General features: G+C 64.9%; 23 protein-coding genes and 1 tRNA gene. 5 read left to right on the top strand and 19 right to left on the bottom strand.

Annotated elements, in window-relative coordinates:
* Nucleotides 1–28 precede the first annotated feature (28 nt).
* From pheT to KHO22_RS27100, 10 genes are all read right to left on the bottom strand, one after another.
* Nucleotides 29–2476: a phenylalanine--tRNA ligase subunit beta gene (pheT, locus tag KHO22_RS27145; RefSeq protein WP_211950269.1), complete on the bottom strand. Its 2448-nt coding sequence runs from the start codon at nucleotides 2474–2476 to the stop codon at nucleotides 29–31.
* A 66-nt stretch (nucleotides 2477–2542) separates the two neighbouring features.
* The gene (gene pheS, locus KHO22_RS27140) at nucleotides 2543–3574 is read right to left on the bottom strand and encodes a phenylalanine--tRNA ligase subunit alpha (protein ID WP_211950268.1); all 1032 of its coding nucleotides are present in this window, start codon (nucleotides 3572–3574) and stop codon (nucleotides 2543–2545) included.
* 218 nt (nucleotides 3575–3792) lie between these two features.
* Nucleotides 3793–4149 (bottom strand): 50S ribosomal protein L20, encoded by a 357-nt coding sequence (rplT, locus tag KHO22_RS27135; RefSeq protein WP_008650487.1) that lies wholly within the window; start codon nucleotides 4147–4149, stop codon nucleotides 3793–3795.
* 28 nt (nucleotides 4150–4177) lie between these two features.
* Nucleotides 4178–4375 carry a 50S ribosomal protein L35 gene (gene rpmI / locus KHO22_RS27130; protein WP_006575466.1) on the bottom strand — a complete coding sequence of 66 codons (198 nt, stop codon included), beginning with the start codon at nucleotides 4373–4375 and terminating at the stop codon, nucleotides 4178–4180.
* A gap of 167 nt (nucleotides 4376–4542) precedes the next feature.
* Nucleotides 4543–5064 carry a translation initiation factor IF-3 gene (gene infC, locus KHO22_RS27125; RefSeq protein ID WP_211950298.1) on the bottom strand — a complete coding sequence of 174 codons (522 nt, stop codon included), beginning with the start codon at nucleotides 5062–5064 and terminating at the stop codon, nucleotides 4543–4545.
* A gap of 48 nt (nucleotides 5065–5112) precedes the next feature.
* Nucleotides 5113–7020 carry a threonine--tRNA ligase gene (gene thrS / locus KHO22_RS27120; RefSeq protein WP_211950267.1) on the bottom strand — a complete coding sequence of 636 codons (1908 nt, stop codon included), beginning with the start codon at nucleotides 7018–7020 and terminating at the stop codon, nucleotides 5113–5115.
* A 397-nt stretch (nucleotides 7021–7417) separates the two neighbouring features.
* Nucleotides 7418–7494: transfer RNA gene (locus KHO22_RS27115), tRNA-Val, on the bottom strand.
* Nucleotides 7495–7515: 21 nt separating this feature from the next.
* Nucleotides 7516–9735 (bottom strand): RelA/SpoT family protein, encoded by a 2220-nt coding sequence (locus KHO22_RS27110; protein ID WP_211950266.1) that lies wholly within the window; start codon nucleotides 9733–9735, stop codon nucleotides 7516–7518.
* A 26-nt stretch (nucleotides 9736–9761) separates the two neighbouring features.
* Entirely contained in the window at nucleotides 9762–10124 is a 363-nt protein-coding gene (locus KHO22_RS27105; RefSeq protein WP_211950265.1) for a RidA family protein, read from the bottom strand.
* Between the two features lie 50 nt (nucleotides 10125–10174).
* Nucleotides 10175–11059 carry an alpha/beta fold hydrolase gene (locus KHO22_RS27100; protein ID WP_211950264.1) on the bottom strand — a complete coding sequence of 295 codons (885 nt, stop codon included), beginning with the start codon at nucleotides 11057–11059 and terminating at the stop codon, nucleotides 10175–10177.
* Nucleotides 11060–11298: 239 nt separating this feature from the next.
* On the opposite strand from KHO22_RS27100, the gene KHO22_RS27095 reads away from it, so the two are divergent.
* Nucleotides 11299–12075 (top strand): 3-hydroxybutyrate dehydrogenase, encoded by a 777-nt coding sequence (locus tag KHO22_RS27095; protein WP_211950263.1) that lies wholly within the window; start codon nucleotides 11299–11301, stop codon nucleotides 12073–12075.
* A 66-nt stretch (nucleotides 12076–12141) separates the two neighbouring features.
* Here the strand turns inward: KHO22_RS27095 and KHO22_RS27090 are convergent, their stop codons facing one another.
* Nucleotides 12142–12780: a CoA transferase subunit B gene (locus KHO22_RS27090; protein WP_211950262.1), complete on the bottom strand. Its 639-nt coding sequence runs from the start codon at nucleotides 12778–12780 to the stop codon at nucleotides 12142–12144.
* Between the two features lie 14 nt (nucleotides 12781–12794).
* The gene (locus KHO22_RS27085; RefSeq protein ID WP_211950261.1) at nucleotides 12795–13496 is read right to left on the bottom strand and encodes a CoA transferase subunit A; all 702 of its coding nucleotides are present in this window, start codon (nucleotides 13494–13496) and stop codon (nucleotides 12795–12797) included.
* Nucleotides 13497–13668: 172 nt separating this feature from the next.
* Between KHO22_RS27085 and KHO22_RS27080 the strand changes: the two genes are divergently transcribed.
* Nucleotides 13669–14214, top strand: a complete 546-nt coding sequence (locus KHO22_RS27080) for a PAS and helix-turn-helix domain-containing protein (protein WP_211950260.1) — start codon at nucleotides 13669–13671, stop codon at nucleotides 14212–14214.
* A 21-nt stretch (nucleotides 14215–14235) separates the two neighbouring features.
* Here the strand turns inward: KHO22_RS27080 and KHO22_RS27075 are convergent, their stop codons facing one another.
* From KHO22_RS27075 to KHO22_RS27055, 5 genes are all read right to left on the bottom strand, one after another.
* Complete coding sequence (locus KHO22_RS27075; protein ID WP_211950259.1) at nucleotides 14236–14637, bottom strand: acyl-CoA thioesterase; 402 nt, start codon at nucleotides 14635–14637, stop codon at nucleotides 14236–14238.
* Between the two features lie 52 nt (nucleotides 14638–14689).
* Nucleotides 14690–15718, bottom strand: coding sequence for a DctP family TRAP transporter solute-binding subunit (locus KHO22_RS27070; RefSeq protein WP_211950258.1), 1029 nt, complete (start codon nucleotides 15716–15718; stop codon nucleotides 14690–14692).
* Between the two features lie 56 nt (nucleotides 15719–15774).
* Nucleotides 15775–17079: a TRAP transporter large permease gene (locus KHO22_RS27065; RefSeq protein WP_211950257.1), complete on the bottom strand. Its 1305-nt coding sequence runs from the start codon at nucleotides 17077–17079 to the stop codon at nucleotides 15775–15777.
* Nucleotides 17076–17678, bottom strand: a complete 603-nt coding sequence (locus tag KHO22_RS27060) for a TRAP transporter small permease (protein ID WP_211950256.1) — start codon at nucleotides 17676–17678, stop codon at nucleotides 17076–17078. Before KHO22_RS27060 ends, KHO22_RS27065 begins: the two co-directional genes overlap by 4 nt.
* A gap of 276 nt (nucleotides 17679–17954) precedes the next feature.
* Nucleotides 17955–18740 carry an SDR family oxidoreductase gene (locus KHO22_RS27055; protein WP_211950255.1) on the bottom strand — a complete coding sequence of 262 codons (786 nt, stop codon included), beginning with the start codon at nucleotides 18738–18740 and terminating at the stop codon, nucleotides 17955–17957.
* A gap of 285 nt (nucleotides 18741–19025) precedes the next feature.
* Here KHO22_RS27055 and KHO22_RS27050 point away from each other — a divergent pair, with 285 nt between their 5' ends.
* Nucleotides 19026–20714: an electron transfer flavoprotein-ubiquinone oxidoreductase gene (locus KHO22_RS27050; RefSeq protein WP_211950254.1), complete on the top strand. Its 1689-nt coding sequence runs from the start codon at nucleotides 19026–19028 to the stop codon at nucleotides 20712–20714.
* Between the two features lie 92 nt (nucleotides 20715–20806).
* Here KHO22_RS27050 and KHO22_RS27045 read toward each other — a convergent pair whose 3' ends face one another.
* Nucleotides 20807–21679: a flagellar brake protein gene (locus KHO22_RS27045; protein ID WP_211950253.1), complete on the bottom strand. Its 873-nt coding sequence runs from the start codon at nucleotides 21677–21679 to the stop codon at nucleotides 20807–20809.
* Between the two features lie 208 nt (nucleotides 21680–21887).
* Here KHO22_RS27045 and KHO22_RS27040 point away from each other — a divergent pair, with 208 nt between their 5' ends.
* Nucleotides 21888–22598, top strand: coding sequence for a FadR/GntR family transcriptional regulator (locus tag KHO22_RS27040; RefSeq protein ID WP_211950252.1), 711 nt, complete (start codon nucleotides 21888–21890; stop codon nucleotides 22596–22598).
* Nucleotides 22599–22650: 52 nt separating this feature from the next.
* Nucleotides 22651–23757 carry an NAD(P)/FAD-dependent oxidoreductase gene (locus KHO22_RS27035; RefSeq protein ID WP_211950251.1) on the top strand — a complete coding sequence of 369 codons (1107 nt, stop codon included), beginning with the start codon at nucleotides 22651–22653 and terminating at the stop codon, nucleotides 23755–23757.
* Here KHO22_RS27035 and KHO22_RS27030 read toward each other — a convergent pair.
* A complete protein-coding gene (locus tag KHO22_RS27030; RefSeq protein ID WP_211950297.1) occupies nucleotides 23679–24953 on the bottom strand; it encodes an MFS transporter in 1275 nt (424 codons plus the stop codon). The genes KHO22_RS27035 and KHO22_RS27030 overlap by 79 nt on opposite strands.
* Between the last annotated feature and the right edge of the window lies 1 nt (nucleotide 24954).

Below are 24954 nucleotides of genomic sequence, written 5' to 3'. Positions count from 1 at the left end.
GCGCCCTGTCTTGTGTGCGTGCTGGTGGTCAGCCGCGCAGGCGGGCCTGGAAGGCTTCGCCCAATGCATCGACCATGCAGCGCACCGCGCTGTCGACGGTCTCGTCCTGCAGGGTCGACCCAGTATCTTGCAAGGTCACCCGGAACGCAAGGCTTTTCTCGTCGTCGCCAATGGAGGCCGACGCAGCCTTCGGACGGAACTCGTCGAACAGCACCAGGCTCTGGCAGAAGCGGCCATAGCCCTGCTTGTCGAGCGCGGCGCGCATGGCGTCGAGCATGTCCTGAACGCGCACCGACTGCTTGACCACCACGGCCAGGTCGCGCACGGCGGCCGGGAATTTCGAGATCTCGGTGTAGGCCGGCAGACCCGTTTCACGCAGCGCATCAAGCTGAAGCTCGAACACCACCGGAGCCTGCGTCAGTTCATACTCCTGCAGCCAGCGCGGATGCAGTTCGCCCACCACGCCGACCAGTTTGCCATCGACCAGCACGTGCGCTGCGCGGCCGGGATGCAGGGCCGGATGCGCGACCGGCTCGAAGCGCGCCACACGTGGGTGGAACAACGCTTCCACGTCGCCCTTGACGTCGAAGAAATCGACATTGCGCGTGGCAATGCCCCACTGCTCGTCAAATGCCGGGCCGTAGGCGATGCCGGCAGCCATCGTCGGCTGATGATAGCCAGCCACCGTCAGGCCGCCGTCTTTCACATCGGCATCGCGATGGAAGACGCGACCGACTTCGAACAGGCGCACGCGCGCAGCCTTGCGGTTCAGGTTGTAGCGCACCTTGTCGAGCAGACCGCCGATCAGCGAGGAACGCATCACCGCAAGCTGGCTGGCAATGGGGTTCAGCAGTCGGATCGGATTGCCATTGGCAGCGAAGTCGCGCTCCCACTTCTCTTCGACGAAGGCGAAGTTGATGACTTCCTGGTAATCGCGCGCCGCGAGCGCGTGGCGCACGAGGTGCGTGGAGCGGCGGCCTTCGTTGGTCGGACGCATCTCGCTTTCCGCGATGGGCGGGCGCGCGGGAATGCGTTCGAAGCCGTAGATACGCGCGACTTCCTCGATCAGGTCTTCTTCGATCTCGATGTCGAAGCGGTAGCTCGGCGGTGTCACCTCGAACACCTCGCCCTCGGCGCCTTGCGTACGCGTGAACGGCAGTTGCAGGCGCTGGAACACGTCCGCCACCACAGCCGACGACAGTTCGATGCCAAGCACACGCTCCGCGCGCGCCAGGCGCAGGCTCACGGGCTTGCGCTGCGGCAGGTTGACGACGTGGTCATCGACCGGGCCAGCCTGGCCGCCACAGATCTCGAGGATCAGCGCGGTGATGCGTTCGATATGCTCGACCGTCGTGGCATAGTCCACGCCGCGCTCGAAGCGGTGCGCCGCATCGGTCGAGAAGTTGTAGCGGCGTGCACGGCCCTGGATGGCCGACGGCCACCAGAATGCGGCTTCGAGGTAGATATTGGTTGTGTCCAGCGTCACGGCGGTGCTGTCGCCGCCCATGATGCCGGCCAGGCTCTCGATCTCCTTGTCGTCCGCGATCACGCCAACCTGCTCGTCAACCTCGATGGTGTTGCCGTTCAGCAGCTTGATCTGCTCGCCCTTGCGGCCCCAGCGCACATCGAGTCCGCCGTGGATCTTGTCCAGGTCGAACACGTGCGACGGGCGGCCCAGTTCGAGCATGACGAAGTTGGAGATATCCACCAGTGCCGAGATGCTGCGCTGGCCCGAACGCTCCAGGCGTTGCACCATCCATGCCGGCGTAGCGGCGTGGGCATTCACGCCGCGGATCACGCGGCCGGAGAAGCGGCCGCACAGATCGGGGGCCGACACCTTCACCGGCAGCTTCTCGTCGATGGTCACCGCCACCGGCTTCATGTCCGGCAGCGTCAGCGCTGCGCCCGTCAGCGCCGCGACTTCGCGCGCCACGCCGTGGATCGACAGGCAGTCCGCCTTGTTCGGTGTCAGCTTGATGACGAAGACCTGGTCGTCCAGGTCCAGGTATTCGCGGATGTTCTGGCCGACCGGTGCGTCATCCTGCAGCACCAGCAGGCCGCCGTGCTCTTCCGACAGCTTCAGTTCGCGGGCCGAGCACAGCATGCCGTAGCTCTCTACGCCGCGCAGCTTGCCGACCTTGATTTCGAACGGCTTGCCGTCGGGCTCCGCCGGCGGCAGGACGGCGCCGACCATCGCGCACGGCACCTTGATGCCGGGCTTGACGTTGGGCGCGCCGCAGACGATCTGCAGTGTCTCGCCGGTGCCGACATCGACCTGACACACATTGAGGCGGTCGGCGTTGGGATGGCGCTCGGTCGACAGCACGTGCGCGACCACCACCTTGTTGAACGGCGGCGCGACCGGGCCGACCTCTTCCACTTCGAGCCCGGCCATGGTCAGGCTGTGCGACAGCGCGTCGGTGGAGATCTTTTCAGGGTTGGCGAAGGTGCGAAGCCAGGATTCCGAGAATTGCATGGCGCTTCTGATCCGGTAAGTATTCTGTGATGTCTGGGACGATGGGCTGGGCGCGGCCGCGCCGCGTCAGGCGAACTGGCGCAGGAAACGCACGTCGCCTTCGAAGAACAGCCGCAGGTCGTTGATGCCATAGCGCAGCATCGTCAGGCGCTCCAGTCCCGAGCCAAAGGCGAAGCCGATATAGCGCTCCGGATCCAGGCCCATATTGCGCAGCACGTTCGGGTGCACCTGGCCGGAGCCGGAGATCTCCAGCCACTTGCCGTTGCCGAATGCCATGTCGATCTCGGCCGACGGTTCGGTGAACGGGAAGTACGACGGGCGGAAACGCACCTGGATATCGTCGCGCTCGAAGAACTTGCGCAGGAAGTCGGTGTAAACGCCCTTCAGATCCGCGAAGCTCACGTCCTCGCCGATCCACAGGCCTTCGACCTGGTTGAACATCGGAGAGTGCGTGGCGTCGCTGTCAACGCGGTAGGTGCGGCCCGGGCAGATCACCTTGATCGGCGGCATCGGCTTGCCGGCGTACTTCTCGACATGCATCTTGGCGTAGCGCACCTGCATCGGGCTGGTGTGCGTACGCAGCAGCAGGAGCTTGTCGTCGCTGTCGCGGCCGTCGATATAGAACGTGTCCTGCATCGAACGCGCGGGATGGTTGTCCGGGTTGTTCAGCGCGGTGAAGTTCATCCAGTCGGTTTCGATCTCGGGGCCGTCGGCCACGTCGAAGCCGATCGAGCCGAAGATCTGTTCCACGCGTTCCCACGTGCGCATGACCGGGTGCAGGCTGCCGCGGCTGACGGCACGGCCCGGCAGGGTCACATCGATGGCTTCGGCGGACAGGCGCGCGTTCATCAGCGCGTCGGCCAGTGCCTGGCGGCGCGCCGTCAGCGCAGCTTCGACCTGCTGCTTCACCTGATTGATGCGTGCGCCTTCGCTCTTGCGCGTTTCCGGGTCGAGCTTGCCCAGGCCCTTGAGCAGTTCGGTCAGCGCACCGGTCTTGCCGAGGAACCTGGCTTTCTCGTTTTCGAGCGTGGCGTTGTCGTTAGCGGCGGCGAAAGCGGCCTGGGCGTCGGCGACGATTTGATCCAGATCCTGGGACATGGCGGTCGTGGAAATAGCTTGGCGCCATGACACGACATCTGTCGCGGCGCAGGTTGGGGTTCGTTTCGAATGGCGTTTCGGCACTGCCTGCGCGCGGCGCCAGGACAGTCGCCGAAGCGGCATTCGAAAATGAAAACGGGGCCCCGTGAGAGCCCCGTTTCAGCAGACCTTGCGGTCGGTGCTTGCCCGGCAACCCCTACGGGTTGCCGCAGCCGGCATCAGGCAACGGTGGCTTTCACCTGGTTGACGATGGCGGCAAAGGCAGGCTTGTCGTGAATAGCCATGTCCGACAGCACCTTGCGGTCCAGTTCAATCGAGGCCTTCTTCAGACCGTTCATGAACACGCTGTAGGTCATGCCATGCTCACGCGTCGCGGCATTGATACGCGCAATCCAGAGAGCGCGGAACACGCGCTTCTTGTTGCGGCGATCGCGGTACGCGTACTGGCCAGCACGCATGACCGCCTGCTTGGCGATACGGTAGACATTATTGCGACGGCCGCGGTAACCCTTGGCAGCGTCGATGACTTTCTTGTGGCGGGCCCGTGCAGTAACCCCACGCTTAACTCGAGGCATTGAATACTCCTTTCGCTGTCGTTAGAGGTTATGCGTACGGCATCATTGCGCGCACCGACTTCAGGTTCGTCTCATGGACGTCCTGGGTACCGCGCAGTTGACGCTTGTTCTTGGTGGTCTTCTTGGTCAGGATGTGACGCTTGAAGGCCTGGCCACGCTTGAACGAACCGTTCGGACGGGCAGTAAAGCGCTTGGAGGCGCTTTTCTTCGTCTTCATCTTCGGCATGAAAAACTCCAGCTCTATGACATGCATGCAGGTGGACGGCTGTCGCCGACGCTTGCAAGACCCGCATCCACTTGTTTTTGCACAGCTCCCTGAAAGGGTTCCGTGCCACTTCCACGCGACACAACGCCGGCATGCCTTGGCATCCCGGCCGCCGCATCGCGCAAAAATTACTTCTTCTTCTTGGGGGCGAGCACCATCACCATCTGGCGCCCTTCCATTTTCGGCATCTGCTCGACCTGGCCGATTTCTTCCAGGTCCGCCTTCAGGCGTTCGAGCACGCGCGCGCCGATTTCCTGGTGCGCCATCTCACGGCCGCGGAAGCGCAGCGTGATCTTGGTCTTGTCGCCGTCTTCCAGGAAGCGCTTCAGGTTGCGCAACTTGACGTTGTAGTCGCCGTCATCCGTGCCAGGGCGGAACTTCACTTCTTTGACCTGGATGATCTTCTGCTTCAGCTTCGCCTCGTGCGCGCGCTTGGCTTCCTCGTACTTGAACTTCCCGTAATCCATGATCCGGGCGACGGGCGGAATCGCGTTCGGGGCGATCTCGACCAAGTCCAAGTCCTTCTCCTCAGCCAGGCGAAGCGCGTCCATGAACTTGACGATGCCAAGCTGCTCGTTATCAACCCCTACCAGGCGCAATTCTGGCGCACTGATCTCCCGGTTGATGCGGTGACCTTTGTCTGTAGCGATGTTCCGTTACCTCAAGAAGACAAAAAAACAAGCCGTGCTTCCGACCCATCAGGCTTTGCTGGCAACGTCCTGTTGCAGACGCTCCACAAACGCGGAGACGGGCATGACACCCAGATCCACGTTGCCTCGGGCACGCACGGCCACTTGATTGGCATCCCGCTCCTTGTCGCCCACCACCAGCAGGTAGGGGATCTTCTGAAGCGAATGCTCGCGGATTTTATACGTAATTTTCTCGTTACGCAAATCGGCCTTTGCCCTAAACCCTTGTTTTAGCAGCGATTGCACGACGTTTTCGGCATATTCGGCCTGCGAATCCGCGATATTCATGACAACCACTTGCTCCGGCGCCAACCAGGCGGGCAGCGCACCCGCATGATTTTCGAGCAGGATGCCCAGGAAGCGCTCGAATGAACCCAGGATCGCCCGGTGCAGCATCACGGGACGTTTGCGCGAGTTGTCCTCCGAGACGTACTCGGCATCCAGGCGCTCCGGCAGCACCAGATCCAGCTGCAGCGTGCCGCACTGCCACGAGCGGCCGATAGCATCCTTGATGTGGTACTCGACCTTCGGGCCATAGAAGGCACCCTCGCCCGGCAGTTCTTCCCACTCCACGCCACAGGCGCGCAGCGCCAGGCGCAGGCCGTCCTCGGCGTGGTCCCAGACCTCATCCGAGCCGGCACGCTGGTCCGGGCGCAAGGACAGCTTGACCGCCACGTCCTTGAAGCCGAAGTCGTCGTACACGGAAAACGCCAGTTCGTTGAACGCTTTCGCCTCGGCCACGATCTGTTCTTCCGTACAGAAGATATGCGCATCATCCTGCACAAAACCGCGCACGCGCATCAGCCCATGCAGCGCGCCGGACGGCTCGTTGCGATGGCAGGCACCGAATTCAGCCAGGCGCAGCGGCAGGTCACGGTAGGAGCGCAGGCCGTGATTGAAGATCTGCACATGGCCCGGGCAGTTCATCGGCTTGATCGCGTAGTCGCGCTTCTCCGATTCCGTGACGAACATGTTCTCCTTGTAGTTCTGCCAGTGGCCGGACTTCTCCCACAGCGAACGATCCATCACCTGCGGCGTACGCACTTCGTCGTAGCCGGCCTCCGTCAGGCGGCCGCGCATGTACTGCTCGACCGCCTGCCACACCTGCCAGCCCTTCGGGTGCCAGAACACCATGCCGGGCGCCTCTTCCTGCAGGTGGAAAAGGTCGAGCGACTTGCCGAGCTTGCGGTGGTCGCGCTTCTCGGCCTCTTCGAGCATATGCAGATAGGCTTCCTGGTCTTCCTTCCTGGCCCAGGCCGTGCCGTAGATGCGCTGGAGCATCTCGTTGTTGGCATCGCCGCGCCAGTAGGCGCCAGCCACCTTCATCAGCCTGAAGACCTTCAGCTTGCCCGTGGACGGCACGTGCGGGCCGCGGCACAGATCGACGAACTTGCCTTCGCGGTACAGCCCTATCTCCTGGTCAGCCGGAATCGAGGCGATGATCTCGGCCTTGTACTTCTCGCCCATCGACTCGAACAGCGCCACCGCCTCGTCACGGTTCCATACCTCGCGCGTGACCTTCTCGTCCTTGCGCGACAGTTCCGTCATCTTCTTTTCGATGGCGGCAAGGTCTTCCGGCGTAAAGGGGCGCTTGTAGGCGAAGTCGTAGTAGAAGCCGTTCTCGATCACCGGCCCGATCGTCACCTGCGCTTCGGGGTAGAGTTCCTTGACCGCATAAGCCAGCAAGTGGGCCGTGGAGTGGCGGATGACGTCAACGCCGTCAGCGTCCTTGTCCGTGATGATGGCAAGCGCCACATCGCGATCGATCGAGTAGCTCGTGTCGACCAGGTTGCCATCCACCTTGCCAGCCAGCGCGGCCTTGGCCAGGCCCGTACCGATGCTCTGCGCCACTTCGGCAACCGTCACCGGGCCGGGAAACTCGCGACGGGACCCATCCGGCAGCGTGATTGCGATCATTTCGACTCTCCAGGATTCCACCCCGGCGCCTGACGCTCGGCGGGCGGATCAAACTGCATCTCTTGTAGCACCGGCCCACCCCGAAAAAGGCGGCGTGCCGGCAACGTTCTTGGTGCTTGCACTCAGCAGGCGGCAAGCTTATCAGGCAGCTGGCAGGCGACAGACGAAAAAAAACGCGGCCAAGGCCGCGTTTCTCTTTGTCAAATCCGGATTCAACCGGGACGGAGGCGCACCTCGACTACTGTCGCATACCAGCGGTAGTAGTTCGCGGTGTCATGAACATGATGCCCTTCCGTTCCTTGCGAGATTGAATCGGACTTGCCGCACTGTGTTGTTGTACAGCTTTGTTGTACAGCTTTGTTGTACTGCTTTGTTGTACTGCTTTACTGCAATTCGTTGGTAGGCTCGATTGGACTCGAACCAACGACCCCCACCATGTCAAGGTGGTGCTCTAACCAGCTGAGCTACGAGCCTAGCGAAGCAGCAATTATAGCCTTACTTTCTTCGCGCCTGCAATACCCCCTGCACATCTTCGATCAGCGACAGTGCGCGCTGCAGTTGCGTGGCCTCCGATACCTCGGCCGTGAACTGCATGCGCGCCACACCCTTGCTCGACAGCGTCTTCACGCCGGTGACGTTGATCTTCTCGCGCGAGAGCACTTCGGAGATATCGCGCAACAGCCCCTGGCGGTCGACCGCCTCGACATGGATGTCGACGGGATACACCGCATCGCTCTTCTTGCCCCATTCGGTCTGGATCACGCGCTCGGGCGCGCGGGCCGAAAGCTGCTGGAAGGTGTGGCAATTGCGCCGATGGATCGATACCCCGCGCCCGCGGGTAACAAACCCCACGATCTCGTCCGGCGGCGCCGGCTTGCAGCAGCGCGACATCTGCGTCATCAGCGAGTCCACGCCCACCACCAGCACGCCGGTCTTGGCGCCACGCGCCACGCTGGTGGCACGGCTTTTCTTGGTGACGGCGTCCTCTTCGCTGACGGGCACCTGGACCTCGCCCTCGGGGTGCCGCAGCGCCTGCTCCACATGCCGCAGGCTGAACTCGTCCTTCGCCACTGCAGCGAACAGATCGTCCGGCGTCTTGAAGCCGAGCCGCGTGGCCAGGTCTTCGAGCTTGACCGCGGTCTTGCCTTCGCGCTGCAGGGTCTTGTCGATCAGCGCGCGCCCCTGCGCGATGGTTTCCTGCGAGTCCAGCGCGTTGAACCATGCGCGCACCTTGGCCCGGGCGCGGCTGCTGGCCAGGTAGCCCAGCTCCGGGTTGAGCCAGTCTCGCGACGGCCCACCCTGCTTCACGGCAATGATCTCGACGGTCTGGCCGTTCTTCAGCGGCGTATTCAGCGGCACCATGGTGCCGTCGACACGCGCGCCGCGGCAGCGGTGGCCGAGATCGCTGTGCAGGTAATAGGCAAAATCCAGCGGCGTCGCGCCCTGCGGCAGCGCGATGACGCGCGCCTGCGGTGTCAGCACATAGATGTGGTCATCGATCGCCGCATGCTTGAGCTGCTCCCACGGCGACTCGTCATGGGCCACGCTGTGGTCGGCGTCGTCCTTCCAGGCCAGCAGTTGCCGCAGCCACGCGATCCGCTCGTCGTAGCTGTCGCTCGCCGCGAACTGTCCGCTGTAGCCCTTGCTGCCCGCTTCCTTGTAGCGCCAGTGCGCCGCCACGCCATACTCGGCGAAGTGGTGCATTTCGTGCGTGCGGATCTGCACCTCGAACGCGCGGCCGTCGTCGCCGATCACCACCGTGTGCAGCGACTTGTAGCCATTGGACTTCGGCCGCGAGATATAGTCGTCGAACTCGCGCGGAATCGGCTGCCAGATATGATGCACGATGCCGAGCACCGTATAGCAGTCCTTGATGTCGTCCACGATCACGCGGAAGGCCCGCACATCGTACAGGTCGGCAAAGTCCAGCTCCTTGCCGCGCATCTTCTTCCAGATGCTGTAGATATGCTTGGGCCGCCCGCTCACCTCGGCACGGATGCCGGCCTGGGCCAGCTCCGACTGCAGGCGCGCGATGGCGCTGGCGATATAGCCTTCGCGCTCGATGCGCTTTTCGTCGAGCAGCTTGGCGATGCGCTTGTAGGTATCGGGCTGCTCGAAGCGGAAGGCCAGATCCTCAAGCTCCCACTTCATCTGCCAGATGCCCAGCCGATTGGCGAGCGGCGCGTAGATGTCGAGCGTCTCCCGCGCAAGACCGGGCAGCGGCTCGCGCTTGTTCTGAGCAAGCCAGCGCAGCGACTGCAGCCGCGACGCCAGGCGCACCAGTACCACGCGGATGTCCTGCGCGAATGCCAGCAGCATCTTGCGCAGCGCTTCCACCTGTTCGTGCCGGGCCTGCGCCACGTTGCGCGATGCCTCCTGCACGTCGTGGCCGCCTGCGATGGCGCCGATGCGCAGCAGCTGCCGCACGCCCTTCACCATCCTGCCGACGTCGTCGCCGAAACGCGCCTCGATGTCCGCCTCCGCCGCTGGCGCGAACTCGGCCAGCGGGAACAGGCAGCAGGCGGCGCGCGCGGCGTCGTCCACGCGCAAGCCGTCGAGGATGCGCAGCATCCCTTCCGCATGCGAGAGCACCGGCTCGCCGGTCGGCAGCAAGGCGTCGCCCGCCTGCTCCCGCACGTACGCCAGCGCACGCCCGACCATGTCGGCGTCCGGGACGCCGGCAACCTGGCCGGCCAGATCGGTAGACGTCACCATAGGGTCACCATGTCACGACGCCGTCTTCAGTTGAGCGCAGCGGTCACCACCACTTCGATCAGGTAATCGGGATTGGCCAGCTTCGCTTCGACGGTGGCGCGCGGCGGCGTGTTGCCCTGTGCCACCCACGCGTCCCACACCTCGTTCATCGCACCGATCAGGCCGATGTCGGTCAGGAAGATCTGGCACGACAGGATGCGCGTCTTGTCGCTGCCGGCCTCTGCCAGAAGGCGGTCGATGTGGCCCAGCACTTCGCGGGTCTGGCCGTGGATGTCGGCCTTCGGGTCGACTTCGGGGACCTGTCCGGCCAGGTAGACCACACCGTTGTACACCGCGTATTCGGACAGGCGCTTGCCCACGTGGGCGCGCTTCAGTTCATTGCTGCTCATGACAAATCAAACGAGTTCAGGTTGATACGACCGATCCGGCTCCGCGCCGCTCAGGCACTGCCCAGGAAAAACTGGCGTGCCACGGCGATCTGCGTCGGATCGACAAAAGTCGGGGCATGCCCCACATCGGGGATTTCCACCGAACTGACATGCTTGCCACGGGCCACCATGTCCGCAACCGTTTCGCGCAGCAGCAGGTCAGATAGCGCGCCACGCACGACCAGCACCGGCACCGGGATAGCTTCGAACATCTGCCACATGGCGGCCTCGCCCGCGGCGAGCTGCTCCGGCGTGGCGCCCCGGAACGGCACGGCCAGCGCCGGATCGTAATGCAAGCCCCATTCCAGGCCCTGCTCGCCCTGCACGGGCTTGAGGATCGCGCCATTCAGCTCCCGCCACTGTTCCGGCGTATGGCGCCCGAATGAAGCGCTGATGGTCTGCAGGTACGCCAGACCTTCCTCAAAGGTCTTGAAGCGCACCGGCAGCCCCAGGTAGGAGCCGATCCGCTCCACGGCCGAGGCCGTGATGCGCGGACCCACGTCGTTGAGCAGCAGCTTGCGCACGGGCGAATTGGGCAATCCCGCCAGGCCCATGCCGATCAGCCCGCCCATCGAGGTGCCGAACCAGTCGACCTTCTCCACGTTCAGCCTGGCGATCAGCGTGACCATGTCCGCCACGTACTTCGGCACCACGTAACCGCTCGGGTCGCGCAGCCAGTCGGAACGCCCGCGGCCTGCCACGTCGGGGCACACCACGCGGTAGTCGCCGCACAGCGACTGGGCCAGCATGTCGAAGTCGCGGCCCGTGCGCGTCAGGCCGTGCACGCACACGAGCACGCGCGGATTGGCCGGGTCGCCCCATTCGTGATAGGCCATTCGGTGCAGGCCCGCCGGACTGATGCACTGAACGAAGCCGAGGCGCGGACTGGCAGACATCTGAACTCCCTGACGAACCGGCCGCCGCACGGGCTTTGCCGGAGGTTGAGCAAAGCAGGATTGTACGCCGCAGCGGTTACAATGCCACAGCACTGCGCGCGCTACCACGCACGCCGCCGCCCCGCATCGCGCTGCCAGCCGCGCTGCCAATCGCGCAGCGCCGTGGCACGGGCGCAGCGGTCCGGCCGGCCGTGTCCGGCCATCCATTCTCTCGACTCTCGATCTCGACGGAGGCTTACATGCTCAAAGGCAAGACGGCACTGGTGACTGGCTCGACCAGCGGCATCGGACTCGGCATCGCGCAGGCACTCGCGGCGCAAGGCGCCAACATCATTGCCAACGGCTTTGGTGACGTGGAGGACGCAAAGCGCGAGATCGCGCAGGCCGGCGCCGGCATCAAGGTGGGCTACCACGGCGCGGACATGAGCAAGTCGGCCGAGATCGAGGACATGATGCGCTATGCCGAGTCCGAATTCGGCGGCGCCGATATCCTCGTCAACAACGCGGGCATCCAGTTCGTGGCGAATATCGAGGACTTCCCGCCCGATCGCTGGGACGCGATCATCGCCATCAACCTGACCTCGGCCTTCCACACCACGCGCCTGGCCTTGCCGGGCATGAAGCAGAAGAACTGGGGCCGCATCATCAACGTCGCCTCGACCCACGGGCTGGTGGCGTCGGCGCAGAAATCCGCCTACGTGGCGGCCAAGCACGGCATCGTCGGCCTGACCAAGGTGACCGCGCTCGAAACCGCGCAGACCGGTGTCACGGCCAATGCCATCTGCCCGGGTTGGGTACTGACACCGCTGGTGCAGAAGCAGGTCGACGCGCGCGCCCAGAAGGAAGGCATCCCGGTCGAGCAGGCCAAGCGCGAGCTCGTGATCGAGAAGCAGCCGTCGGGCCAGTTCGTCACGCCCGAGGAACTCGGCGCGCTGGCGGTGTTCCTGTCCTCCGAGGCGGCGCGCCAGGTGCGCGGCGCGATCTGGAACATGGACGGCGGCTGGGTCGCCCAGTAAAGCCCGCCCGCCTGAACGAAAAAAGCCCCGCTTCGCAGCGGGGCTTTTTGTTTTGGCGCACGATGCTTACAGCAGCGGCGCGCCGGTCTTGCCCTGGATTTCCTCGCGGCTCACGCCCGGGGCGGTTTCCACCAGCTTCAGGCCTTCGGCCGTCACGTCCATGACGCCCAGGTCGGTGATGATGCGGTTGACCACGCCCACGCCGGTCAGCGGCAGGTTGCAATCCTTCAGGATCTTGATGTCTTCCGTGCCGTCCTTCTTCTTGGCGGTGTGTTCCATCAGCACCACCACGCGGCCCACGCCTGCCACCAGATCCATCGCGCCGCCCATGCCCTTGACCATCTTGCCCGGGATCATCCAGTTGGCCAGGTCGCCCTTCTCGCTGACCTGCATCGCACCCAGGATAGCCAGGTTGATGTGGCCGCCGCGGATCATCCCGAAGGAATCGGCCGACGAGAAGATCGACGAGCCCGGCAGCGTCGTCACGGTCTGCTTGCCGGCGTTGATCATGTCGGCGTCCACTTCGTCCTCGGTCGGGAACGGGCCGATGCCGAGCAGGCCATTCTCCGACTGCAGCCACACTTCCATGCCTTCCGGCACCCAGTTGGCCACCAGGGTCGGCAGGCCGATCCCCAGGTTGACGTAGAAACCGTCCTGCAGCTCGGCCGCGGCGCGCGCGGCCATTTCGTCACGTGTCCATGCCATGATGTCTCTCCCTCTTACTTGGCGGCACGCACGGTGCGCTGCTCGATGCGTTTCTCGGGGGTGGTGTTCAGCACCAGGCGCTTGACGAAGATGCCGGCCAGGTGGATCTCGTCGGGGTCCAGCTCGCCGGTTTCGACGATCTGCTCGACCTCGGCCACGGTGAACTTGCCGGCCATGGCGCACATCGGGTTGAAGTTGCGCGCGGTGCGGCGGAACACCAGGTTGCCGGCCTTGTCGGCCTTCCAGGCCTTGACCAGCGCCACGTCGGCGGTCAGCGAGCGCTCCATCACGTACTTTTCGCCGTCGAATTCGCGGATTTCCTTGCCGTCGGCAACGATCGTGCCCACGCCGGTCTTGGTGAAGAAGGCCGGGATGCCCGAACCGCCGGCGCGCAGCTTCTCGGCCAGCGTGCCCTGCGGCGTGAATTCCAGCTCGAGTTCGCCGGCCAGGTACTGGCGCTCGAACTCCTTGTTCTCGCCCACGTAGGACGAAATCATCTTCTTGATCTGGCGCGTGGCCAGCAGCTGGCCCAGGCCGAAGCCGTCCACGCCGGCGTTGTTCGAGATGCAGGTCAGCTGTTTGACACCGGTGTCGCGTAGCGCGGCGATCAGTGCCTCGGGAATGCCGCACAGGCCGAAACCGCCCACGGCGATCGTCTGGCCGTCGCGGACGACGCCTGCAAGCGCCTCGGCGGCGCTGGCGTAGACCTTGTTCATGCTTCGCTCCTTCCTCGGTAGTCCCCTGTCGCCTGGCCCGCCGCCGGGTTGTGCGGCGGACGACGCAAGGAAATTGTAACGGTACAATCGGCGGCGTGCGCCGCGCTCCTGTCCGACCGAAAGGATACGCAACCCGCGCCGCCTGCGCCATTACGTAAAAATACATAAGTAGATGCCCGCCATCGATTACCAGACCGCTTTCCAGCTCGCCCCCGTGGGCCTGGTGTTGTCCCGCGAGCGCATGATCGAGGACTGCAACGACGAGGTCTGCCGCATCTTCGGCACCACGCGGCAGGCGCTGATCGGCGAATCGTTCCAGGTGCTCTACCCCACGGCCGACGAATTCGAGCGCACCGGCGCGCGCATCGTGCCGATCATGAACAAGCGCGGCATGTATTCGGACGAGCGGATCATGAAGCGCGCCGGTGGCGAGCTGTTCTGGTGCCACGTCACCGGCCGGTCGCTGGACCGCTCGCAGCCGCTGGGGGCGGGGATCTGGACGTTCGAGGATCTGTCACAGAAGCGCCAGGTGACGGCTGAGCTGACGGCTCGCGAACGCGATATTGCAGCGCAACTTGTGGAAGGCAAGACCAGCAAGCAGATCGGCAAGTTGCTGGCAATCAGCCCGCGGACGGTGGATATCTACCGGGCGCGGCTGATGAAGAAATACGGGGCGAGTACCTCGGTGGATCTGGTGCAGCGGCTGGTGAACCACTGAGACCTGATTCCGGAAGGTTTTTTACGCTTCGACGATCGTCCGGATCTCCTCCGGCACCGGCACCGCCTTCTCCACCGCGTAGTCGCACCACACCACCTTGGCACCGCCTTCGGCCCACACCACGCCGGGCATGTCGGTACGCACGACCTCCATGCGCGTCTCGAAACTGGTGCGCCCGAGCTGCCCCGCATAAAGGCGGCATTCGATGGTGCCCGGATAGCGCAACTGCTTCAGGAACGTCATGTGGGCATTGATGATGACCGGCCCCTGCCCCTTCGGATCCTTGCCGCCGCGCCCGAGCGAGGCGAACCACTCGATGCGCGCCTGTTCCAGGTACTGGAAATACACCGTGTTGTTGACATGGCCCATCGCGTCCATGTCGCCCCAGCGGATCGGCATGACCGCCGTATAGACGTGCTTCATCACTGTCTCCAAGGCAACAGGCCCGCCATTGCTGGCGGGCCTGTCCGATGATTTAGCGCTTGGCGATCGAGGCTTCCGCCTTGGTCACCAGGTCCGCGCCGATCTGCTTCTTCCACTTGTCGTAGACTTTGGCAGTCGCCTTGCGGAAGGCATCGTGCTCGGCCGGGGTCAGGTGCGTGACCTTGACGCCATGACCCTCCATATCCTTCCACGCCGGCGCGCCCGGCTCGGCCAGGCCCTTGCGGGCCAGCGCGATTTCCTGCTTGCCGGCGTCGATGGCGGCCTGCCTGACGATCTCGCGGTCAGCCGGCGTCCAGCTTTCCCAGATCTGCTTGTTGACCACGAAGATCAGCGGGTCGGCCACATAGCCCCACGTCGTCACGAACTTCTGGCCCACCGTGTACAGCTTGGCGGCGGCGAACACCGACTGCGGGTTCTCCTGGCCGTCCACTGCGCCCGAGGCCATGGCCGGCTGCGCATCGGCCCAGCTCATCTGGGTCGGGTTGGCGCCCAGCGCGTTGAAGGTTTCGATGTACAGCGGCGAACCCACCACGCGCAGCTTCATGCCCTTGAGGTCGTCGGGCTTGCGGATTTCCTTCTTGGAGTTGGAGACCTCGCGGAAACCGTTCTCGCCCCAGGCCAGCGGCACCACGCCCGCCTTTTCCAGCGTCGTGAAGATCTGCTTGCCGACTTCGCCTTGCGTCAGCGAATCCAGCGCCTTGTAGTCGGGCATCAGGAACGGCAGCGAGAACAGGTTCAGTTCCCTGACCTGCGGCGACCAGTTGATGGTCGAGCCCACGGCCATGTCGATCACGCCCTGGCGGATCGCCGAGAACTCGCGCGTCTGGTCGCCGGCCACCAGCGAGGTGCCCGGGTACAGCTTGATGTTGATGCGCCCGCTGGTGCGCTGCCTGACCAGGTCGGCCCAGACCTCGCCGCCCTTGCCCCACGGGAAGGCCGGGCCGAGCACCAGCGACATCTTGTACTCGGGCTTGTAGGTCTGGGCCATGGTGGCGGCGGGCGCGAAGGCGGAAGCGGCGATCGTGGCAGCGATCGACAGCATCAGGGCACGGCGTTTCATCAGGTCTCTCCTCTTGGGAATCGTTGCTTGTTGTTTGTAGTGGCTACCGATCGGAATCAATAGCCCAGGTAGTCCGGCAGCCAGGTGGCCAGCGGCGGATAGGCCAGCACCATCAGCATGGCGACGAACATCGCCAGCAGCATCCAGATCACCCAGGGCACGGTCTCTTCCATGCGCACGCGGGCAATCCGGCACGACACCATCAGGTTCACGGCCAGCGGCGGCGTGAACTGGCCCAGCGCCACCTTCAGCGTCAGCACCACGCCGAACCACACCGGGTTCCAGTGGAAGGCGTTGGCAATCGGCAGCAGCAGCGGCACGAAGATCAGGAAGATCGAGATGCCGTCCAGGAACATGCCGACCGTCATCAGCAGCAGCACGATCAGCGCCAGCACGCCGTACTCGCCCAGCCCGGAGTTGGCGATAGCGTTGGCGAGCGGATCGATCACGCCCAGCGTCGACAGCGCATAGGCGAAGATGCCCGCCAGCGCCACCACGAGCAGGATCACGGCCGAGGTCTCGGCCGCTTCCTGGAAGATCACGAACAGGTCCTTCATGCCGATGCTACGGTAGATCACCATGCCCACGAACAGGCCATAGACCACCGCCACCACCGCGGCTTCGGTCGGCGTGAACCAGCCGGCGCGCATGCCACCCAGGATCAGGAACGGCGCCACCAGGCCCCACGCCGCCTCGCGCAGGCTCTTCCAGAACGGCGGGCGCGGCAGCGCGGCTTCGATCGCGCCCATATTGTGCTTGCGCGCCAGCCATACCGCCGGCACGATCAGCGCCACGCCGGCCAGCACGCCCGGGATCATGCCGGCCGCGAACAGTGCGGGCACCGATGCGCCCGGCACCAGCACGCTATAGATGATGAACGCCACCGAGGGCGGGATCAGGATGTCGGTCGCCGCGGCGGCGCCAACCACCGCCGCGCTGTACGAGCCCGGATAGCCGGCCCGCGACATTGCCGCGATCATCACGCCGCCGACTGCCGCCGCATTGGCCGGACCGGAGCCCGAAATGCCGCCCAGGAACATGGCCACCAGGATGGCCACCAGCGGCAGCATGCCCGGCCCGCGGCCGACGATGGCGATGGCAAACGTCACCAGCCGCTGCGCCACGCCGGAACGGTCGAAGATCGAGCCGACCAGCACGAACATCGGAATGGCCAGCAGCGGATACTTGGCCAGGCCCGCATAGAAATTCTGCGGCACGGCCAGCAGGCCGAACATCTGGGTATCGAGATTGGACAGGCCGATGGCGATCAGGCCGCCCATTCCCAGCGATATGCCAATGGGCACGCCCAGCAGCATCAGGCCAATGAAGACTACGAACAGGATGATGGCGATCAGCGTCATTGCACCTGCCCCACCTGTTCGCTGCGGGCGGCATGCAGCGCCTTGAGCGCGCGCACATTGCGCGCCATCAGCCCGAACGCGCGCAGCGCGATCCCGGCCGACAGCACGGGCAGCCAGACCGAATACCACCAGCTTGGCACGCCAATACCCGGCGAGGTTTCGCCGAAGGTGTACTCATCCCACGTGATACGGGCACCCAATATGGCCAGCGCGATAAACATCACGGCGACGGCCAACGCCGACAGGATGGCCAGCCGTTTCTGCCGCGCCTGGCTGCCGCGCTCGAAGAAGAATTCGATGCGGATATTGCGGTCGCGCGCCACCGCGGCGCTGCCGGCGACCAGCGCCAGCACGATCATCAGGAAAACCGAGAATTCCTCGGTCCAGGCAAATGACTCGTCGGTGAAATAGCGGACCACCACGTTGGCGAAGGTGATGCAGACCAGCAGCGCCATCACGATCACGCCGATCCAGTCCTCGACGCGGGGCGAAACCCGGAATTCGGCGTCCTGCGCCTCGTCTGCCGCCTGCGGGATGACCGCGGAATCGACGACGTGTTGCGGCACGGCGTCGCGCCGTGCCTGCTCTTGATGCTCCATCCTCCCCGGCCTCCGGTCCGGGCTGCTCGGGCCGGACGGCCACCACAGCTTTTTTGTATGTAAAGACTTAATCTGAAAACATGGCGGATTATGCCAAGACTGGCTCGCCCTGTATCGGGTTTTATTGCCACCTGTGTGGAAGCCGCGCTCGAATATCGCCCAAGGGGACCGGATAAGCCCTGGATAAACGAATAAGATGCGCTGCCCTCCGGCTTTTGGCCGGGGCAGCGCAATGGCGGCGCGTCTCCTGACGTCCTTGCCGGATGCGGACCGGGCTCAGACCATGCCGTCGTCGGCGGTGATCACGGCGCCGTTGATGAACTGCGACTGGTCCGAAGACAGCAGCAACAGCAGGCCGTCCAGGTCTTCGGGCTTGCCCAGGCGCTTGCGCGGCAGCATCTGGATCAGCTTCTGGCCGGCATCGGTGTCCCAGTGATGGTGGTTGATGTCGGTATCGATATAGCCGGGGCAGATCGCGTTGACATTGATGCCATGGCGCGCCCACTCGAGGGCCATGGCCTTGGTCATATGCACCACCGCCGCCTTGCTCATGCAGTAGATGCCGATCTGCGACAGCACCTTCAGGCCTGCGACCGACGCGACATTGATGATGCGCGCCTGCGGCAGCGGGTTGCCGTTCTTCTCCGCACCCTTGGCGCGCGCCATCATGCGCTTGGCCACTTCCTGCGCGACGAAGAAGGCGCCGCGGGTGTTGGTGTCAAAGACGAAATCGAAATCTTCCGCGGTGACATCCGTAAGCTTCTGCGTCGTCGAGACGCCGGAATTATTGACAAGGATGTCGATGGCGCCCGCCTCGGTTTCCGCGTGCGCCACGGCCGAGCGGATGCTGGCCGGATCCGTCACGTCCAGGCGCACCACATGGGCGCTGCCGCCATCCGCCTCGATCGACGCGCGCAACTCCTTGAGGCGCTCCGTGCGGCGCGAAGCCAGCACCACCTTGGCGCCGGCGGCGGCAAGAACGGTTGCAAAACGCGAGCCGAGCCCGCTCGAGGCACCGGTCACCAGCGCGACCTTGCCTTCCAGATTGATCGACAAACCCATATCTACCCCGCGAGCTGGCGTGACCGTGTGGTGTACCCTGCCTAATGAGGATCGGAAGGCAGAATACCAAAAAAAGAACGACCGTTCCAAAAAAATTCTTGCCTGAGGGTGACGAGTCCCGGACAATGCCGGAGATTCTAAGAACTTGGCCCGTAAAGGGAAAGAGGGAAAACGCGCGGAACGGCGCGTCCTGGCGTCCTTTGCAAGCAAGCCGGTTCCATACGAACAAACAAGGCATTTCCCACAATTGCAGGCAAGGCGCCAAGAAACAGAGGGTTAGAGACAATGGATCAGCAGCAACTCCTGGAGCAGTTCGGGCCACGTGAGGCCATGGAATACGATGTGGTCGTCGTCGGCGGCGGCCCCGCCGGCCTGGCCACGGCCATCCGCCTGAAGCAACTGGCACAGGAGAAAGGCAACGACGTCAACGTGTGCGTGCTCGAAAAGGGCTCGGAGCCCGGCGCGCACATCCTGTCGGGCGCCATCATGGACCCGCGCGCGCTCAATGAACTGTTCCCGAACTGGAAGGAACTGGGCGCGCCGCTGAACCAGCCTGTCACCGAGGACAAGTTCCTGTTCCTCAACGAGTCCGGTTCCAAGGGCACCCCGAACGCGCTGTTGCCGGAATGCTTCCACAACCACGGCAACTACATCGTCAGCCTGTCCAACGTCACGCGCTGGCTGGGCCAGCAGGCCGAAGCGCTGGGCGTGGAAATCTTTCCCGGCTTCCCGGCCGCCGAAGTGCTCTACAACGAAGACGGCTCGGTCAAGGGTGTGGCGACCGGCAACATGGGCATCGGCAAGGATGGCGAGCCCACCGATAATTTCCAGCTCGGCATGGAACTGCATGCCAAGTACACCATCTTCGCCGAAGGCGCGCGCGGCCATCTGGGCAAGCAGCTGATCGCGAAGTTCAAGCTCGACGCCGGCAAGGATCCGCAGAGCTACGGCATCGGCATCAAGGAACTGTGGGAGATCGACCCCGCCAAGCACCAGCCTGGCCTGGTGGTCCATACGGCCGGCTGGCCGCTGGATCCGGCGACCTACGGCGGCTCCTTCCTGTACCACATGGAAGATAACAAGGTCGCGGTCGGCTTCGTCGTTGGCCTCGACTACACCAACCCGTGGCTGTCCCCGTTCGAAGAATTCCAGCGCTTCAAGACGCATCCGGAGATCCGCCAGTACTTCGAAGGCGGCAAGCGCATCAGCTACGGCGCGCGCGCCATCACCGCCGGCGGCCTGCTGTCGCTGCCCAAGACCGTGTTCCCGGGCGGCGCGCTGGTCGGCTGCGACGCCGGCTACCTGAACGCCTCGCGCATCAAGGGCAGCCATGCCGCGATCAAGACCGGCATGATGGCCGCCGAAGCCGCCTACGACGCCTTGCAGGCGGGCCGCCAGGGCGACGAACTGAGCGCCTATCCGGCAGCCTTCGAGCAGAGCTGGCTGTACAAAGAACTGCTGCAGGCCAAGAACTTCAAGCAGTGGTTCAAGAAGGGCCGCACCACCGCCACGCTGATGACCGGCATCGAGCAGTGGCTGCTGCCGAAGCTGGGCATCCGCAACCCGCCCTGGACCATCCACCGCACCAAGCCCGACCACGTCTACCTGAAGCCGGCGGCCGAGTGCGAGAAGATCGTCTACCCGAAGCCGGACGGCAAGCTGACCTTCGACCGCCTGAGCTCGGTGTTCATCAGCAACACCAACCACGAAGAGAACCAGCCGGCCCACCTGACGCTGAAGGACGCCAGCGTGCCGGTCAACGTCAACTGGGAAAAGTTCGCCGGCCCCGAAAGCCGCTACTGCCCGGCCGGCGTGTACGAGTTCGTGCAGGACGAGACTTCGGGCAAGGAGCGCCTGCAGATCAATGCGCAGAACTGCGTGCACTGCAAGACCTGCGACATCAAGGACCCGACGCAGAACATCGTGTGGGTCACGCCGGAAGGCGGCGGCGGTCCGAACTACGTGAACATGTAAGGACCCGCCCGGCCATGCGCCGGGCCACCATGCAAAAGAGGCACCTTCGGGTGCCTCTTTTGTCTGGCTTGTCCTGGTGGAGCAGCGCCGCGCTAGACCGACAGGCCGCTGCCAAGCAGCAACTGCTCGTAGATGTAGCACTGCAGCAGCGTCATCTCGCGCTCGCCGAGCACATCGAAGGCAATGCCAAACGCGGGATAATCGGCGTCCCCGTGGCTCTCCGCCACGACCAGGGCATCGGCAAGGATTTCGCTGTCGATCGACGCGGTGCGCAAACGAAAGCGCAGCTGGACCCGGCTGCCGACGGCCGGCGCCGGCCCGGATGCCTGTACCAGCGCCCCGCCCGTGCTGAGATCCGACACGATCACCAGGCGCGCGGCACCGTTCGCTAGATCCCCTGAGAACGCATCGTGGTCGCCATCCTGCGACTGCGTCATGTAGGCAGCCAGCCGGGTTGGCACGCGCGCGGCCTTGCGCACCGGCATCTGGTCAAGCTGCGCCGGTGCCGACAGCACCAGGTAGCGGAACGGACTGCGGCACACCGCCGTGATGGTCGACGTGAAGCTATGGATGACGCGCCCCGAAAAGCCGCGCAGCAGCAGCGTGTCGCCGGCCTGCAGCATCAGGTCCCGGCCGCCCAGTTGCGGCCACGTAACGAACAAGCCCTGCTCGACGAAGCCGATCAGGCGGCTGGCCGCCGCACGACTGCTGTCCCCCGGCTGCTTGACGTGCAGCATCGTCCCGACCTGCAGGCCGAGCGGCCCCGGCGGCGGCAAATCGGCTGGCGGATGCTCGCCCGAATCGGCCTCCTGACGGCACAACAAGCCATGGCGGAACACCAGCGCCAGGTCCCGCGAATCGGGGATGACGTTGCCGCTGCCCAGCACCAGATTGCCTTCGCCGTCCAGCAGCGACCAGGGCAACGGCGCCCCCACGGGGAGATCGTTGGGAGAGAGATGGATCATGATGGTTCCGGCTGCGATGCGGGCAAGGACTGATCAATAGTGTGGCGGCTCGCTTTCTGAGCCGCATGCGCCACCCGATTCATATCGACGGATATCGGAAAACATTGAGCGGCTTTTTTAAAACAAGCCTCCCCTTGACGGTTGCACGGTCGCGCGGCAGAATTCGTCAAAATCTGTCTGACAGCCTGACATCTGACACCTGAATCCCATGGCGGACGTCCTTCCTCGCCCGGCCTCGCTGGCCAACCGTATTGCCCAGTCACTGCGCGAAGAGATTGCCGCAGGCCGGTTCTCCGCCGGCGCGCGGCTGCCAGCCGAGTCGGCGCTCGCGGGCACGTTCGGCGTCAGCCGCCCGATCGTGCGCGAGGCCATCGCCCTGCTCAAGGCGGACGGCATTCTGGTGACGCGCAAGGGCGCCGGCGCCTACGTGTCCGACACGCCGGGCGGCCAGGCGTGGCGTGTCGCGAGTGCGCCGGACGGCGGCCCCAGCCTGCCCCAGCTGTTCGAACTGCGCATGGTGGTGGAAACCGCCTGCGCCGAAATGGCGGCGGCGCGCCGTACTGAAGCCGACCTGCTGCAGATCCGCGAGGCGCTTGCCGCCATGCGGGATCACGCCGGCAATTTCGCTGCCGCAGCGGCCGCCGATATCGCGTTCCACCACGCCATCGCCCAGGCCGCACACAACCCCTGCTTCACCGGGCTGACCGATTTCGTCAGCCAGCAGATGCTGGCTGCGCGCCAGCGCGCCTGGGAAAACACGGCCCGGCTGCGGGCCGAAAGCGGCGCCGCGCACACCGCGGATACAGAACATATTGCACTGGTCGAAGCCATCGCCAGCGGCAGCCCGGCCGCGGCGCGGGAAGCCGCGCTTCGTCACCTGAACGCCGCCGCGCAGCGGCTGGGCCTGCCTCTGGCCTGAAAGAGGCCAGCCGGCAACCGGATACAGCATCAACCAGAACAGAGGAAAGAGCATGGACAACGTGGATTGCGTGGTGATCGGCGCGGGTGTCGTCGGACTGGCGGTGGCCAGGGCACTGGCGATGAACGGACGGGAAGTCATCATCCTGGAGGCCGAGAACGCCTTTGGCACCATCACAAGCGCGCGCAACAGCGAAGTCATCCATGCCGGGATCTATTACCCGGCCGGCTCGCTCAAGGCCGGGCTGTGCGTGCGCGGCAAGGCAATGCTGTACGAATACTGCGCCTCTCACCATGTCGCGCACCAGCGCTGTGGCAAGCTGATCGTGGCCACCAGCGAGGCGCAGGTCGCCACGCTGGAAGGCATCCGCGCCAAGGCGGCAGCCAATGGCGTGCATGATCTGCGCTTCCTGACGCGCGCCGAAGCCCAGGCGCTGGAGCCGCAATTGCAATGCCACGCCGCCCTGCTCTCGCCGTCCACCGGCATCATTGACAGCCACGGCCTGATGACGGCGCTGCTTGGCGATGCCGAAAACGCCGGCGCGATGCTGGCGGTGCAGTCACCGGTCCTGCGCGGTGCGATCACGCCCACGGGCATCGAACTGGAAGTCGGGAACGAGGGCGGCGGCAGCACCTCGCTGCTGGCCCGGACGGTCGTCAACGCGGCCGGCCTGACCGCACCGGAACTGGCGCGTCGCATCGATGGCATGCCGCAGGCCCATATCCCGCCGCAGTACTACGCCAAGGGCTGCTATTTCACGCTGGCGGGCCGCGCGCCTTTCTCGCGGCTGATCTATCCGGTGCCCGAAGCGGCCGGGCTGGGCGTGCACCTGACGCTGGACATGGGCGGCCAGGCGCGCTTCGGCCCCAACGTGCGCTGGATCGACGACATTGAATACAGTGTTGACCCCGCCGATGCGGACAGCTTCTACGAGGAAGTCCGCCGCTACTGGCCAGGACTGGCCGACGCTGCGCTGCAGCCGGGCTATGCCGGCATCCGCCCCAAGATCAGCGGCCCGCATGAGGTTGCCGCGGATTTCCGCATCGACGGCCCCGCCACGCACGGCGTGCCGGGACTGGTTCACCTGTTCGGCATCGAGTCGCCGGGGCTGACCTCCTCGCTGGCCATCGCCGAACGCGTGGCCGCCGAACTGGCCTGAGCAGCGCCCGGCACGGCCGGGCCGCGGAAGCTCATCAGGGCGCAGACCGCGCCCGCGGCGGCGGCGGCCGCCGCCAGGCCGAAGGTGTGCGCGGGTGCCAGCGCCTTCCAGGTCCAGCCCATCACCAGCCCGCCGAGCGTGCCGCCCACACCGTAGGAAATCCCCGTGTACAGCGCCTGCCCCCGCCCCTGTAGCGGCCCCGCGAACCAGTGCTGCAGGCGCTTGAGGCTGGCGCTGTGGTGGGCGGCAAAGGTCGCTGCGTGCAGCACCTGCACGGCGGCCATCAACCACAGGACTTCAGGGAAGTAGCCGGTCAGGCCGAAACGCACCGCGGCCAGCACGAACGTACCGGCCAGGATCGTCCCCAGCGGCACGCGCGCGAACAGCCGGCCCTGGAAGTAAAAGAACACGATCTCCGCCACCACGCCGATGGTCCACATCACGCCGATCGCGAACTTGCTGTAGCCCAGCCGCTCCAGGTAGAGCGAATAGAACACGTACAGCGCCGCGTGCGCGAACATCATCAGGAAAGCGGAAGCAAAGAACCAGGCCACGTCCGGCCGGCGCAACAAGGGCAACGCAGGCGGCGGGCGCACGCGCGGCCCTTCGTCGGGGGCATCGTGCATGCCGAACACCATCGCCATCAGGATCGCCAGCATGGTGCTGGCCGCCCATGGAAAGGCCTGCATGCCCAGTTGCTGAAACAGCGCCCCACCCGCCAGCACGGCGGCAATGAAGCCGACCGAACCGAACATGCGGATGCGCCCGTAGCGGTGGTCGAAGGCGCCGTAGCGGCGCAGCGTGGAAATGGTCAGCGCATCGCCGAGCGGCGACATCGCGCTGGTGATGAGGCTGATGGCGACCATCATCGCCATCATGCCGCCGTAGCTCTCCACGGCCGGCAGCGCCAGGAATGCCACCAGGGCACCGACCGCCGTCAGCCGCAGGATGCGCACGCGCGTGTGCATCGTGTCCGAGAGCCAGCCCCACAGATAGGGACCGAGGATGCGGCTGAACTGGAACGACGCCATCAGCACGCCGATCTGCACGGCAGTAAAGCCGCGCGCCGCGAAAAACAGGCTCACGAACGGCGAGATCACGCCGACGTAGCCGTAGTACCCGAGGTAGAAGAGACCGAAGCGGCCGTAGTCAGGCCGCGCCGGAACGGCGGTGACGGTCTCGGGCGCCGCGCCCAAC

It is taken from the genome of Cupriavidus yeoncheonensis (assembly GCF_905397275.1).
Classification (GTDB): Bacteria; Pseudomonadota; Gammaproteobacteria; order Burkholderiales; family Burkholderiaceae; genus Cupriavidus; species Cupriavidus yeoncheonensis.
The sequence above is the reverse complement of the archived record's forward strand: the minus strand, read 5'-3'. Positions and strand labels throughout refer to the sequence as shown.